The organism is Acidimicrobiales bacterium (genome assembly GCA_035316325.1).
Classification (GTDB): Bacteria; Actinomycetota; Acidimicrobiia; order Acidimicrobiales; family VFJN01; genus DASXTK01.
Map to the genome: position 1 here is coordinate 1 of DATHJB010000071.1, position 13,373 is coordinate 13,373.

Here is a 13,373-nt window from a genome sequence, read left to right on the forward strand (position 1 = left end):
AACCGGCAGCGTCCCTCGATGCGCAGCTTGTCGAGGTTGTAGGCACCCCGGAAGCGGCACTGCGACAGGTCGACGCCGCTCAGGACGACCTTGCCGGCGTCGACCCCGCGCAGCGAGCTGACCGACCCGCTGCCCAGCGACTGCTCCCGCTCGTGCAGGGGCATCGTGTGAGGCACCCCCTCGCTGTCGTCGCGCTGCGAGATGTCGGCGCTGACGACCGCCGTCAGGCCCTGGAGGATCGCCCCGTCGAGCCACGCCCTCGTGCCCTGCAGCCGCAACACCGCGGTGTCGGCGAAGCGGGCTCCGATGAACGACAGCTGGTCGACATCGGCGTCGATGGTGACGGGACGGCTGAAGACGACCTGGTCGAAGGCGACCGTGGCGGGGGACCGCAGCGGCCCGAACCGCTCGGCCTGCTCGAACAGGGCACCGGTGAAGTCGGCGCCCTGGTGGAAGGTCATCTCCCGCGACTCGACCGGGCCGCCGACCTGGATGGAGCTGAACCGCGCCTCGCGATGGAACTCGGTGTGGGCGAAGGCGGCAGTGCCCTCGAAGACCGCGGACTCGAACGAGGCGTGGTCGTGGAACTGGCAGCGCCAGAAGTGGCCCTCCCCGAAGCGGGCGCCCCGGAAGTGGGCGAAGCCGTCGAACACGGCGTCGTCGAAGGCCGCGGACCGACTGAAGACCGCGTCGCGGAAGGCCGCCCGGCCCCAGTGGGTCGTCCGGAAGTTCGCCCGTCCTGCGAACGAGACGTCGGTGAGCTCGACCTCGTCGGGGAACGTCGCACCCTCGAAGTTGGCGGAGCCGATCTCGTTGCGGACGGCGCGCAGCAGCTCCCGGAGCAGGTCGTTCGTCAGCTCGGTGTGGCGCAGGTCGACGTCGGCGCCCGGTTGCAACCGGGCGAGGGCCTCGGTGCGGGCCTCGTCGCCGAGGTGGGCGAAGCATGCCGGGAGGCCGCCGAAGCGGACGCCGTCGCACTCCTCGACCTGACATCGCTCGTCGTCCGCCGCCTCGGACATCCGGTTACTCGGTGGGGACCGGCTCGGGGTCGGGGTCTTCGTCGGGGATCGACGTGCGGAAGATGTCGGGCTCCAGGTACATGACCCGGGCGGCCGGCACCGAGCGGCGCACCGCGGTCTCCACGTTGTTGACGATCTCGACCACCTCGTTGACGTCGAGGCCGTCGATCAGCTGGATCTTGGCGCCCACCAGCAGCTCGTCGGGGCCGATGTGCTCGGTGCGGAGGTGGATCAGCCGCTGGACGCTGGGCTCGACCTCGATGGCGGCGGCGATGGCCTGCTGGTCGGCCTCGGTGGCCGACTCGCCGATGAGGAGGCCCTTCATCTCGACCGCCAGGATCGCGGCGATCACCACCAGCAGGACGCCGATGGTCGCGGTGCCGATGCCGTCGTAGATGCCGTTGTCCGTGACGATCGACACGCCGATGGCGCTGAGCGCGATGACCAGACCGATGAGGGCGCCCAGGTCTTCGAGCAGCACGACCGGGAGCTCTGGCTGCTTCGAGCGGCGGATGAAGGTCCACCAGCCGGTCTCGCGGGACTTGACCTTGTGGGTCTCGACGATGGCGGTGCGGAAGGAGAGCAGCTCCAGGAGGATCGCGACCGCCAGGATGCCGATCGCCACGCCCGCCGAGTCGATCTCGTGGGGCTCCTTGATCTTGTGGTAGCCCTCGTACAGGGCGAACATCCCGCCCAGGCTGAACAGGATGAGCGCCACCACGAACGACCAGAAGTAGCGCTCACGGCCGTAGCCGAAAGGGTGCTCCGGGGTCGCCGCCCGCTGCGCCCGCTTCCCGCCGAGGAGCAGCAGGGCCTGGTTGCCGGTGTCGGCCACCGAGTGCACGCCCTCGGCCAGCATCGACGGGGATCCCGTGATGGCGGCGCCCGCGAACTTCGAGATGGCGATGCCGCCGTTGGCCAGCAACGCCGCCACGACGGCCTTGGTTCCGTGACCTCCTCCTGCCATGGGCGCCGACACTACCTGTGCCCGGCATGACGGTGGTTACCCGGGGCGGTGGGCGTGGGCGTCGAGGACGTGGGCGACCGCCGCGGTCACCCGGCGGGCCGTCGGGAGGTGGAGGAACTCGTTCGGGCCGTGGGCGTTGGTGCCGGGGCCGGCGACGCCGGTGATCATGAACTGGGCCTCGGGGAACTGGCGGCCGAGCATCCCCATGAAGGGGATCGTGCCGCCTTCGCCGAGCGACCGGGGTGCCGTCCCGAACGTGGCCTGCGACGCCGCCTCCAGGGCCGCGGCCAGCCACGGCACCTCGGGCGGGGCGTGCCAGCCGGGCTCGGCGCCACCCGGGGTCACCGTCACCCGGGCGCCGTAGGGCGGCTCGGCGGTCAACTGCTGCACCAGCGCGGCGGCGGCGATCTGCGGGTCGGCGGTCGGGGGCACCCGGACGGACAGCTTGGCGGCGCTCGTCGGGCGCAGCACGTTGCCGGCGCTCCCCGGGGGAGGGGCCCCCTCGAAGCCCGTCACCTCGAGCGACGGCTCCCAGGTGCGGGCCACGATGAGCGCCTCGTCGGTGGCGTCGGGCGGTGGGCCGGCGCCGTCGACGAACGGGTACTCGGCGGGGTCGACCGCGCCCACGTCGGCGGCCATCTCCCGGATCTGGCGGCGGCGCACCTCGGGCACGTCGACGTGCAGCTCCGGGGCGAGCAGGCGGCCGGTGGCGGAGTCCTCGATGCGGTCGAGCAGGCTGCGCAGGACCCGGAAGGTCGACGGGACGACGCCACCCGCCGAGCCGGAGTGGATGCCCTCGGTCAGCATGTCGACCCGCAGGGTCATGTCGATCAGGCCCCGCAGCGACGTGGTGACCCAGAGGTGGTCCCAGTCGGCGCAGCTCGAGTCGAGCGCCACCACCAGCGACGGCGTGCCCAGGCGCTCGCCGTACTCCTGCAGGTAGGCGGGCAGGTCGGGGCTGCCGGACTCCTCGCTGGCCTCGATCAGCACCACGCAGCGGGCGTGCTCGCCGCCCGCGGCCCGGTTGGCGGCGATGGCGGTGAGCGCGGCGAACACGGCGTAGCCGTCGTCGGCGGCGCCCCGGCCGTACAGGCGCTCCCCCTCGATCACCGGCTCCCAGGGTCCGAGGCCGTCGCGCCAACCCTCGAACGGCGGCTGCTTGTCGAGGTGGCCGTACAGGATCACGGTGTCGTTCGCGTCGGTGGCCGCGGTGTCGACGCCGGAGGTCGCGGGCACGTCGACCAGCAGCAGCGGCGAGCGCTCGGGAAGCTCCAGCACCTCGACCGTCGCCCCGTCGAGCCCCTCGGCCACCCGCTGCTCGCACCACAGCCGCAGCAGCTCGACGGCCTTGGTCATGTGGCCCGCGGCGGCCCACTCGGGGTCGTAGGCCACCGACACGTTGGGGATGCGGATGAACTCGTGCAGCACGTCGATGACGTGCCCGTCCCAGGCCCGGTCGACGTGCGTGGTGGCGGTGGCCGCGTCGAGTGACATGCCCGCGAGTCAATCAGCCGAAGAACCAGGAGGCGTACATCGTGGCCCGTGAGGCAGGATGCCTGCATGCGATGTGCAGGGATGTCGTGGGTGCGGGTGGCTCTGGTCACCGGCCTGGTGGTTCTGGTCGCCGCGTGTTCGGGCGACGACGACGGGGGCGAAGGCTCGGGGGAGCGGGACGCCGCGCCCGCCGAGGAGGTGGTCGACCCGTACCACGGCCACACCAGCGAGGTCTACGGCGGCACCACCAACTGGCTGTGCCACCCCGACCTCGAGGAGGACGAGTGCACCGACCTGTCCGCCACCGAGGTCGCCCCCGACGGGACCGTCAGTCGGGCCGACCTCGTCGCGTCCGACGACCCGCCCGTCGACTGCTTCTACGTGTACCCGACGGTGTCGCTGGACGCGACGCCCAACAGCGACCTGGAGCCCGACGAGCAGGAGCGCTCGACGGTCGGGTCGCAGGCGGCACCGTTCGCCACGACGTGCCGGGTGTTCGCCCCCGTGTACCCGCAGGTGACGCTGGGCCAGATCGGTGGGGGAGGGTTCGCCGACGCGGGGCCGATCGCCTACGCCGGCGCCCTCGACGCCTGGCAGACCTACGTCTCGCAGTACAACGAGGGGCGGGGCGTGATCCTCATCGGCCACTCGCAGGGCACCGGGATCCTCAACCAGCTCATCGCCGAGGAGATCGACACGAACCCCGACCTGCGGTCGCGGCTGGTGTCCGCGGTGCTGCTGGGCGGGGCCGTGCGGGTGCCGGACGGTGAGCTGGTCGGCGGGTCGTTCCAGAACGTGCCCGGGTGCACGTCGGCCGACGAGACGGGCTGCGTCATCGGCTTCTCCTCGTACCCGACGGCGTCGCCGCCCGAGGACGGCGCCATCTTCGGTCAGGTGGGCGGTGGCCCGACCCCCGAGCAGGGCGCGCCCACGGACCGGGCGCTGTGCGTCGACCCCGTCGCTCTGGCCGGCGGCAACGGGCTGGCCGACTCGATCGTGCCGGTCGCCGGGCCGTTGATCGGCGGCGGTGACCTGAGTGCCGCCGGCGACTTCGACACCCGCTACGTCGTGCTGCCGGAGGTCCTGAAGGCCTCGTGCGAGACGCAGGGCGTCTACACCTTCTTCTCCGCGGCGCCGGCATCGGCGGCAGATCCCCGGGCCGTCACCGTGGAGGGCCTGCTCGCCGAGAGTCTCGGCGACGCCTGGGGGCTCCACCTCCAGGACGCCCAGCTCGCCATGGGCGACCTGCTGGAGGTCGCGGCCCGTCAGGCGGAGGCGTTCACGTCGGGCTCGGCATCGGACTGAGGCCGAGGTTGCTCCTGCCCCGGTTCCGGCTCCTTGGCGAGCGCGTCGGCGACGGCGGCGGCCACGGTGACGGCGGCGAGGGTCGCCAGGGCCGCGGTCGCCGTGACCTCGGTCGCGAGAGGGATGACCGCCAGCGCGGCGGCCGCGGCGAGGAGCTGTGACGGCCGGGGCCTCAGGCCGATGCGCAGGCGGATCGCTGCCAGGGCGCCGAAGAACGCCGCCACGCCGCCGCCGAGCGCCACCGCGGCGACGTCGTGCAGCACGTCGTCGGGGTGGCTGAGCGCCAGCTTGATGCCCAGCGCCGACAGGACGATGCCCAGCGTGAGCGGGATGTGCAGGTAGCTGTAGATGTCGCGGGCGAGGCTCGACTGGGGGAGGCCCGTGCGGTTCTGGAGGGCGTGCTCGGCGTGGGTCGCCTCGCCGGCGAAGTAGGCCCACCACAGCCCGCCGGCCAGAGCGACGGCGAGGAGCGCCGAGGTGGCCAGCTGGACGTCGACGTCGCCCGTCGCCCCGGCACCGATCGCCACGATCGACTCGCCCAGGGCGATGATCAGGATCAGCCCGTGGCGCTCGACGAAGTGGGGCACGTCGACCTGCCAGCCCGCCACGCCGAAGAGGTAGGGGCCGGCGTAGGTGAGGACCACGGCGACGATCCACAGGGCGAGCTGCACGTCGCCGTGGGTGAGGCCGGCGACCATCAGGACGGCGCCGGGGATGAGGTTGGTGGGCGCCAGGCGGGCGATCGCGGCGCGGGTGAGGTCGCGGCGCTCGCCGGCGACCGCGAACAGCACGGCGTGGAAGACCATCACCAGGAGGTACGCGGCTGCGAAGGCGACGCCGCTGCCGTCGAAGGCCGTGGGCACGGCGAGGGCGACCACCAGCATCGACGCCATGCCGGCGAGGAGGACCAGGCGGGGCGCGCCCTCGGTCGGCACGGCGTTGGTGAGCCAGGCGTAGGCGCCCCAGGCCCACCAGAGGACCGCGAAGACGAGGAGGCCGTGGACGAGGCCGGTCCAGTTCAGGTCGTGGGCGAGGCTGGCGGTGACCTGGGTGAAGGCGAATACGAACACCAGGTCGAAGAACAGCTCGAAGGTCGAGACCCTTCGGTCGGTCGTCGGCATCGCCACTAACCTGCCACGAGCGCTCGGCCCCAGTAGCTCAGCGGATAGAGCATCGGTTTCCTAAACCGTGTGTCGCAGGTTCGAGTCCTGCCTGGGGCGCCCGCCGTCGTCCCTGGTAGCGACGCATCTCGGGCGTCAATCAGCTCAGCTCCGAGGTGTACCGGATGCACCGCAGACGGTTTGCTTGGCGCGATACACCGTTGGTACACCTCGCCGCCAGCAGCAGCAGGAAGTCGGAGAGATCCCCGAGCTGCGTGTATTCATTACTATGGTTATAGTACTTAGTCATGCGGCTCAAGGGGAAGGTGGCACTGGTCGTCGGCGGCGGTCAGGCCGACGGCGAGGCATTGGGCAACGGTCGCGCCGTGTCGCTGCTCTTCGGGCGTGAGGGGGCCCACGTCGTGGTCGCCGACCGCGACATGGCCTCCGCCGAGGTCACCGCGAAGCTCGTGGCCGACGTCGGCGGGACGTCCTCGGCGGTGCACCTCGACGTGACCGACGAGGATTCGGTGCGCGCCGCGGTCGAGCACTGCCGCACCCTCGGTCCCCGGCTCGACGTGCTGCACAACAACGTCGGCATCAGCGCCGAGGGCGGCGACGTCGCCTCGGTCACCGACCTCGACGCTGCGGTCTTCGACCACATCGTCGCCGTGAACCTGCGGGGCATGGCCCTTGTGTGCAAGCACGCCGTGCCACTCATGCGGGCCCAACGGTCGGGCGCCATCGTGAACATCGCCTCGATCGCCGTCCGCCTGCCCTACTCGCTGGTGACCTACAAGATCACGAAGGCCGGTGTGGTGGCCCTGACCGAGCACCTGGCCATGGTCAACGCCCCGTACGGCATCCGGGCCAACGCCATCCTGCCCGGGCTGATCGACACGCCGATGGGCGTGGATCGCAAGGTGGTCGCGTCGGGCCGCTCGCGCGCCGAGATCGTGGCCGAGCGCGATGCCCGCGTCCCGCTGGGCCACATGGGCACGGCCTGGGACGTGGCGCACGCGGCGCTGTTCCTGGCATCCGACGAGGCCGGCTTCGTGACTGGAGCGGCGCTGCCAGTCGATGGCGGCATGGGCCTCGACGTCGGTGGCAGTGGCCACCGGCCCCCACCGCCCGTCGGCGACGCGACGCCAGGAGGTTGACTTGATGAGCACGGATGCGCTGGACCCCTTCACCGGTCGCAACGTCGGCTGGCTCCTGGCCCAGCGGGCCCAGGCCCACCCGGAGCGGGAGTGCGTGGTGTGGGACGACCTCGACGGCGACGTCCGGCGCTGGACCTACCGGCAGCTCGTCGACCGGGTCGACGCCGTGGCCGCAGGCTTCGCCGCCCACGGCGTCGGGCCGGGTGACCGGGTCTGCGTACACATGGACAACTCGCCCGACTTCGTGTTCACGTGGCTGGGCCTGCTGACGCTGGGCGCCGTCGCGGTCACCACCAACACCCGCAGCTCCCCCGAGGAGGTGGACTACTTCCTCGACCGGAGCCGGGCCGTCGCCGTTGCGACGGAGGTGGGGCGAGAAGGGATCGTGGCCCGGGCGCTGTCGGCGCCCCGGGTGCGGCTCCTGGTCCTCGGCGGTGGGGGCGACCTGCCACCGGTCGACGTCCCGGACCGGGTCCGGGTGACCAGCGTCGACGATCTCGCGACGGCGACCCGCGGCACGACGGAGGGGCCGCGGTCGAGCGACCTCGCGGGGGTGCAGTTCACGTCGGGCACCACGTCGCGGCCCAAGGGCGTCGTTTGGACACAGGCGAACTACCTGTGGGGCGCCAAGGTGTCGGCTGCCCACCAGCTCATGACCGGCGACGACAGGACGCTCACCTACCTGCCGTTGTTCCACACCAACGCCCAGGTGTACTCGGTGATGGCCACGCTGTGGGCCGGCGGCACGGTTGTCCTGATGCCCCGGTTCTCGCGGCGGGCGTTCTGGGCGGTGGCGGTCCGCGAGCGGACGACCTTCGCCGCGATGATCCCCTTCGCCGTCCGCGCCCTGGTCGACGACCCGGTCCCCGGCCACCACTTCCGCGCCTGGGGCAACGGCCTCCTGGTGCCCCGCTGGGACCGCACGTTCGGCGTGGAGGGGCTGGCCTGGTGGGGGATGACCGAGACTGTCTCGCACCCTGTGGTCTCCGAGCTCGGCCAGCCCGGCCGGCCCTTGGCAATGGGCGTCCCCGCGCCGGAGTACCGGGTGCGGGTCGTCGACGACGAGGGACTGCCTCGCCGGGAGGCCGGCGAGGGATTGATCGAGGTCCTGGGCGTGCGCGGGGTCTCCGTGGCGCTCGGCTACCTCGACGACCCTGACGCCGACGCCGCGGCCTGGACCGACGACGGCTGGCTGCGCACCGGTGATCGGGTGGTCTGGCACGAGGACGGCTGGCTGTCGTTCCTGGAGCGGGACAAGGACATGCTGCGTGTCGGCGCCGAGAACGTGGCCGCGCAGGAGATCGAGCGGGTGGTGCTCACCGTGGAGGGTGTCGCCGAGGTCGCCGTGGTCGCCGGCCCCGACCCGATGCTCGACGAGGTGCCGGTCGCCTTCGTGCTCGCGACCCAGACCGCCGAGCCCGGGCTGGAGGCCCGCGTCCTGGAGCGGTGCCGCGCCGAGCTGGCCGACTTCAAGGTCCCCCGGGCTGTCTTCGTGGTCGACGAGCTGCCCCGGTCGACGCTGGAGAAGGTGGCCAAGAACAAGCTCCGCGACGAAGCCCGCCGGCTCATGGCCACCCCGGCCGGTCACACAGCGAAGCGGTAGCCGAGCAGGTCGAGCGGGTCGATCGTCGAGCCGGGTGGCACCAGCCGATCGATCGCCTCCCGCAGGTCCGTCCCCAGCGGCGCCGGCGCCGGGTCGAGGACCTGGCGCAGCTGGGCCTCGTCCCTCGCGCCGAGGATGGTCACCGGGACGTCCGCGTTGCTCAGCGCGAACCCCAGCGCCAGCCGGGTCGGCGACAGCCCGGCCTGGTCGCCGAGCCGCGTCAGCTCGGCCACCAGCGCCAGCTTGCGGCGGGTGGGCCCGCGGCCCATGTCGTAGCGGTCGCGGCGGATGGGCCACACGGCCGCCCGCGAGTCAGGTGGCACTGGTGTGCCCGGGCGGTACTTGCCGGTCAGCCATCCACCGTTCAGCGGCGCGAAGGCGGTAACGGCGATGCCGTCCTGCCGGCAGAGCTCCACCACCGAGCGCTCGATCTCGCGCACGAAGATCGAGTACGGCGGCTGCTCGGTGGCGAGGGCGCTGGCGGCCAGCTCGCGGGCGCGGGCGAGCGCCGCCGGGGTGGCCATGGAGGTTCCGAAGGCGCGGATCTTCCCCTCGTCCTGCAGGGCCTGGAGGGTGGGTACCAGCACGTCGACCTGGTCGATCGAGGCGATGCGGTGCACCGAGTAGAGATCGACGTGGTCGACATCCAGGCGCCGCAGGCTGCCCTCGAGCGCCTGCCGGACGTCGGTCGCGGTGACCGGGATGGCACGCGAGCGCCGGTGGTCGAGCCCGAACTTGGTGGCCACGACGACCTGGTCGCGCTGCCAGGCCCGGCCCGACGCGAGCACCCGCCCCAGGATCCGCTCCGCCTCCCCGTCGCTGTAGGTGTCGGCGCTGTCGAACGCGGTGATCCCGAGGTCGAGGGCGGCCTCGACCACTCGGCGACACTCGGCGATGCCGGGCGTCGCCCAGCCGCCGAACGCGGCGGTACCGAGCCAGCACCGGCTCACCTCCCCGAGGTGGCCGATGCGGACCCGGTCGACCGCGCTTCCCAGGGGTTCAGGCGACGCGCCGCTCACCCCGGGCCGGCACGATGTCGGGGTCGGCGCGCTCCAACGGCTTGGTGGCCAGCTCGTCGGCCTCGGCCGACGACAGCACGCCCAGCTGGACGAGGATGTTGAGGCCCTGGATGCGACGCCGGTCGACGTCGGGTACCCCGGCCATCTGCCGGGCCACGTTCTCGCGCGACCAGGGCCAGTCGCTGACGCTGTGGGGGAAGTCCGACGCCCAGCAGATGCTCCCGACGCCGATGTCGTCGCGGGCCTTGACGCCGGTGCGGTCCTCCTGGAACGAGAACGTGAAGTGCGACCGCACGTAGTCGGCGGGTCGCCGCTCGAGCTGGACGCCGCTCCAGAAGCGGTGCCGGTCGTAACGGTCCTCCATCTGCTCCAACCAGTAGGGCAGCCACCCGATGCCGGTCTCGGCGAAGTGCAGCTTGAGGCCGGGGTATCGGTCGAGCACGCCGCCGACCATGAGCTGGAGCAGCGTGACGATGGGCAGCGTGGGGATCTGCAGGTCGGTGGTCAGCAGCCACACGAACTGGGAGAAGTCGGCCGAGCCCTCGACGTCGATCGACTTGGTCTTCTGCAGGCCGGCGAGGGCGTGCGACTGTCCTACGCCGCCGAAGTTGTGGTGGGCGACGACGGTCATGCCGAGCTCCTCGGCGGTGGCCCAGAAGGGCTCGTCGTGGGGGGTGAGCCACTTCTCGCCGGAAGGGAACTGCAGCAGCTGGGTGCCGCGGATGCCGGGCAGCTCCCGCACCCGGCGCAGCTCCGCGACGGCATCGTCGGTGCTGCTCATGGGCATGAGGGCGATGCCGAACAGGCGGTCGGGGGCGTGGGAGCAGTAGTCGGAGACCCAGTTGTTGTAGGCCTTGGCGAACTCCACGACGGCCCGGGTGTTGTCGGCCGACTTCCGCAGTGCGGTGGTGGCCACCGACGAGAACAGCACCTCCCCGTCGACGCCGTCCTTGTCCTGCTCGGAGATGCGCTGCTCGGGGCCGCCGGTGCCGGGGATGCCCTCGTCGAATCGTCGGCCCCGGGGGACGAACTCGGTGTACTTCTGGCCGCCGGTGGCGGCGAGTCCCAGCGGGATCGGCTCGTCGTCGCCCATGGCCCAGCCCTGGCCGCCGTTCTCCACCTCCACGATGCGGGGGGCGAGGGGCTTGAGGTCCTCGGGGAGGCGCTCGACCCAGTCGGGCCGGGTCTCGAGATGGGCGTCGGCGGATACGAGCTCGTAGTTCCTGGCCACAGACGGGTCCTCCTGTGAAGCGGTGACGAGTTTGCTATCGAGGGCGAGTTTAGTATGTTCCTTATCATAAATCTGATAATAGCCCCGATCCCGGAGGTGCCCGTGCCAGCCAGCCAGCACACCGAGCTGTACTCGCCGATACCGACCGAGTGGCTGGTCGAACCGGAGCTCGCCGCGCAGGTCCGCGGCGGCGTCACCTTCGAGGAGGGCAAGGTCGTCGGCATCCTCGACAACGGCAAGCTCAAGGGCTTCGCCGATGCGTTGGAGATCCAGCTGCGCCGCCGGGGCGCGCGTGACGTGGTCCGCTGGACGAAGCACTACCAGGAGGGCGAGCCCGACGACGCCCTGGTCGACGAGGTGCACCGTTTGGTCGACTCGGCGCTCGTCGGCCTCGGCAACTGAGGGAGCTGCACGGCGTGGAGTTGCCACGCCACCGCGAAGTTGGACGCCAAGGGGGTTCCCGTGGTCGTCCTGGCGATCCCTCAGTTCGAGCGACTGGCTGTGGCCTCGACGCTCAACTACGGCGGGCCGACCGCCGGGATCATCGTGGTCCAGGAGGACGTCGACACCGTCACGGGCGGGCCCCTCGATCAGGAGGCGGCCCGGGTGGCCGACCTGCTGCTCGGTGTCGCAGGAGATCAGGGCACAGGAGATGAGGAGGAGGTGACATGAGCGGCACGACGGGGACGAGGCACGTCGTCGAGCACGAGGACCAGGACGAGCTGGAGGCCGAGTTGCACCGGCTGGGATGGACCGACGGTCTGCCGGTGCGCGTCCCCACCCTCGACAGGGTCGACCGCTTCGTCCGCGACTCGGGCCTCGATCCCGACGAGGTGGTCGGCCACGTCGCCCCTCAGGGGGGCCTGGCCGACGTGCGGCTGGTCGCCGTCAACGCAGTGATGGCCGGCTGCCGGCCCGAACACCTGCCGGTCGTGGTGGCCACCGTGAAGGCGATCATCCAGGACCCGTTCAACCTCTACCTGGTGCAGGTCACGACCAACCCGCTGGCCCCACTGGCGGTGGTGAACGGCCCCGTGCGTCACGAGCTCGGGCTCCGCCACGGCCGCGACGCCCTCGGCCCCGGCACCGGCGGCAACGGCCCCATCGGCCGGGCCGTCCGCTTCGTCATGCGCAACGTCGGCGGCATCGGCGACAACGACACCTCCACCCACGGCGGCCCGTGGAAGTACACGTTCTGCATCGCCGAGGACGAGGAGTCGAGCCCTTGGGAGCCGCTCCACGTCTGGCAGGGCTACGACCCCGACGACAGCGTGGTCACCACGCTCGGCATCGAGGGGATCATCGACGTGGTCCCCGAGTCGGGGACAACCACCCCCGCGAACCTCATGAACCATCTGGTGCACGCGATGCAGACGGTGTCGACCGGGTTCTGGTGGTCGCGGGGCAACCCGACCTTCGTGCTCACGCCGGGTTACGCCCAGCTGCTCCACCGCGCTGGACGCAGCCGACTCTCGGTCCAGGAGGAGCTGTTCGAACGGTCGAAGGTCCCGGTCTCGCATCTGCCCTTCGACAACATCAACACCGGCGAATGGAAGATGGACGGCGACCGGATCCTGGTGACCGAACGTCCCGAGGACATCTACCTGATCGTGGCCGGAGCCTCGGAAGGGCACCACGCCCTCTACATGCTCCCGTGCTGCCTGTGCTTCGCCACGCACGCCAAGGTCCCCGATCCAAGGAGCTGACAGACGAATGGTTGCCGCACTCGATGGCGTCAAGGTGATCGACTTCTCCCGCCACATGTCCGCGCCCTACGGCACGGTCGTGCTCGGCGACTTCGGGGCCGACGTGGTGAAGGTGGAGTCCGTTCCCGAGGGCGATCCGGCGCGCCGCACCGGCACTGCCTTCGTCGACGGCGTGTCCGGTCTGTTCCTGCAGTGGAACCGGAGCAAGCGGAGCCTCGCCGTCGACATGCGTCAGCCCGATGGCCTGGAGGTCGTCAGGCGCCTGGTCGCCGACGCCGACGTCCTGGTCGAGAACTACCGGCCCGGCGTCACCGATGCCATCGGGATCGGCTATCAGGCCATGTCCGAGCTCAACCCCAGGTTGATCTACTGCTCCGTGTCGGCCTTCGGTCCCGACGGCCCGATCGCCAGCTACCCGGGGACCGATCCGGTGATCCAGGCCATGTCGGGCGTGATGTCGCTGACCGGCGAGGCCGACGGCGGGCCGCTGCTCGTCGGCATCCCCATCGCCGACTTCACCGGAGCCATGACCATGGTGCAGGGCGTGTTGCTGGGCCTGCTGGCCCGGGAGAAGACCGGCCGGGGTCAGCGGGTCGACATCCCCATGCTCAGCGCTCTGGTCTTCGGCCTGACCACGCGGCTCGCCTCCTATTGGGCCGACGGGGACGATCCGGTGCGTCACGGCGCCGCCCACAGCGTCGTGGCCCCCTACCAGGTGTACGCGACCTCCGACGGCAAGGTGGTCGCCGGCGCTTGGGCGCCCGAGGCC

General features: G+C 71.5%; 13 protein-coding genes and 1 tRNA gene. 8 read left to right on the forward strand and 6 right to left on the reverse strand.

Annotation, left to right across the window (positions count from 1 at the left end; genetic code table 11):
• The 3 genes from VK611_09825 to VK611_09835 all read right to left on the reverse strand — a co-directional run.
• A partial coding sequence (locus VK611_09825) for a hypothetical protein (GenBank protein HMG41618.1) occupies positions 1-1,019 on the reverse strand: 1,019 nt, incomplete at its 3' end.
• Positions 1,020-1,023: 4 nt separating this feature from the next.
• Positions 1,024-1,986 carry a cation diffusion facilitator family transporter gene (locus VK611_09830; GenBank protein ID HMG41619.1) on the reverse strand — a complete coding sequence of 321 codons (963 nt, stop codon included), beginning with the start codon at positions 1,984-1,986 and terminating at the stop codon, positions 1,024-1,026.
• Between the two features lie 36 nt (positions 1,987-2,022).
• The gene (locus VK611_09835; protein ID HMG41620.1) at positions 2,023-3,480 is read right to left on the reverse strand and encodes a M20/M25/M40 family metallo-hydrolase; all 1,458 of its coding nucleotides are present in this window, start codon (positions 3,478-3,480) and stop codon (positions 2,023-2,025) included.
• 66 nt (positions 3,481-3,546) lie between these two features.
• On the opposite strand from VK611_09835, the gene VK611_09840 reads away from it, so the two are divergent.
• The gene (locus VK611_09840) at positions 3,547-4,785 is read left to right on the forward strand and encodes a DUF3089 domain-containing protein (protein HMG41621.1); all 1,239 of its coding nucleotides are present in this window, start codon (positions 3,547-3,549) and stop codon (positions 4,783-4,785) included.
• Here VK611_09840 and VK611_09845 read toward each other — a convergent pair.
• Positions 4,746-5,906, reverse strand: coding sequence for a low temperature requirement protein A (locus tag VK611_09845; GenBank protein HMG41622.1), 1,161 nt, complete (start codon positions 5,904-5,906; stop codon positions 4,746-4,748). The two genes, VK611_09840 and VK611_09845, sit on opposite strands and share 40 nt — an antisense overlap.
• A gap of 26 nt (positions 5,907-5,932) precedes the next feature.
• Here VK611_09845 and VK611_09850 point away from each other — a divergent pair.
• The 3 genes from VK611_09850 to VK611_09860 all read left to right on the forward strand — a co-directional run bounded on the left by VK611_09850 (position 5,933) and on the right by VK611_09860 (position 8,648).
• A tRNA-Arg gene (locus VK611_09850) sits at positions 5,933-6,005 on the forward strand.
• A gap of 188 nt (positions 6,006-6,193) precedes the next feature.
• Entirely contained in the window at positions 6,194-7,045 is an 852-nt protein-coding gene (locus VK611_09855) for an SDR family NAD(P)-dependent oxidoreductase (protein ID HMG41623.1), read from the forward strand.
• 4 nt (positions 7,046-7,049) lie between these two features.
• On the forward strand, positions 7,050-8,648 hold the full coding sequence (locus VK611_09860) for an AMP-binding protein (protein ID HMG41624.1): 1,599 nt from the start codon (positions 7,050-7,052) through the stop codon (positions 8,646-8,648).
• Here the strand turns inward: VK611_09860 and VK611_09865 are convergent.
• Both VK611_09865 and VK611_09870 read right to left on the reverse strand, forming a co-directional pair.
• Positions 8,630-9,598 carry an aldo/keto reductase gene (locus VK611_09865; protein ID HMG41625.1) on the reverse strand — a complete coding sequence of 323 codons (969 nt, stop codon included), beginning with the start codon at positions 9,596-9,598 and terminating at the stop codon, positions 8,630-8,632. The genes VK611_09860 and VK611_09865 overlap by 19 nt on opposite strands.
• A 49-nt stretch (positions 9,599-9,647) precedes the next feature.
• Positions 9,648-10,898, reverse strand: coding sequence for an amidohydrolase family protein (locus tag VK611_09870; GenBank protein ID HMG41626.1), 1,251 nt, complete (start codon positions 10,896-10,898; stop codon positions 9,648-9,650).
• Positions 10,899-11,000: 102 nt separating this feature from the next.
• Here VK611_09870 and VK611_09875 point away from each other — a divergent pair, with 102 nt between their 5' ends.
• From VK611_09875 to VK611_09890, 4 genes are all read left to right on the forward strand, one after another.
• Complete coding sequence (locus VK611_09875; GenBank protein ID HMG41627.1) at positions 11,001-11,300, forward strand: hypothetical protein; 300 nt, start codon at positions 11,001-11,003, stop codon at positions 11,298-11,300.
• 60 nt (positions 11,301-11,360) lie between these two features.
• Complete coding sequence (locus tag VK611_09880; GenBank protein HMG41628.1) at positions 11,361-11,570, forward strand: hypothetical protein; 210 nt, start codon at positions 11,361-11,363, stop codon at positions 11,568-11,570.
• Entirely contained in the window at positions 11,567-12,604 is a 1,038-nt protein-coding gene (locus VK611_09885; GenBank protein ID HMG41629.1) for a hypothetical protein, read from the forward strand. The genes VK611_09880 and VK611_09885 overlap by 4 nt, the downstream gene beginning before the upstream one ends.
• Before the next feature lie 7 nt (positions 12,605-12,611).
• Positions 12,612-13,373 (forward strand): CoA transferase (locus tag VK611_09890; GenBank protein HMG41630.1); only part of this gene is annotated, 762 nt, incomplete at its 3' end.

Coding starts and splice junctions, on each gene's coding strand:
- VK611_09830 (HMG41619.1), bottom strand. CDS start 1,986: ATGGCAGGAGGAGGTCACGGAACCAAGGCCGTCGTGGCGGCGTTGCTG.
- VK611_09835 (HMG41620.1), bottom strand. CDS start 3,480: ATGTCACTCGACGCGGCCACCGCCACCACGCACGTCGACCGGGCCTGG.
- VK611_09840 (HMG41621.1), top strand. CDS start 3,547: ATGCGATGTGCAGGGATGTCGTGGGTGCGGGTGGCTCTGGTCACCGGC.
- VK611_09845 (HMG41622.1), bottom strand. CDS start 5,906: ATGCCGACGACCGACCGAAGGGTCTCGACCTTCGAGCTGTTCTTCGAC.
- VK611_09855 (HMG41623.1), top strand. CDS start 6,194: ATGCGGCTCAAGGGGAAGGTGGCACTGGTCGTCGGCGGCGGTCAGGCC.
- VK611_09860 (HMG41624.1), top strand. CDS start 7,050: ATGAGCACGGATGCGCTGGACCCCTTCACCGGTCGCAACGTCGGCTGG.
- VK611_09885 (HMG41629.1), top strand. CDS start 11,567: ATGAGCGGCACGACGGGGACGAGGCACGTCGTCGAGCACGAGGACCAG.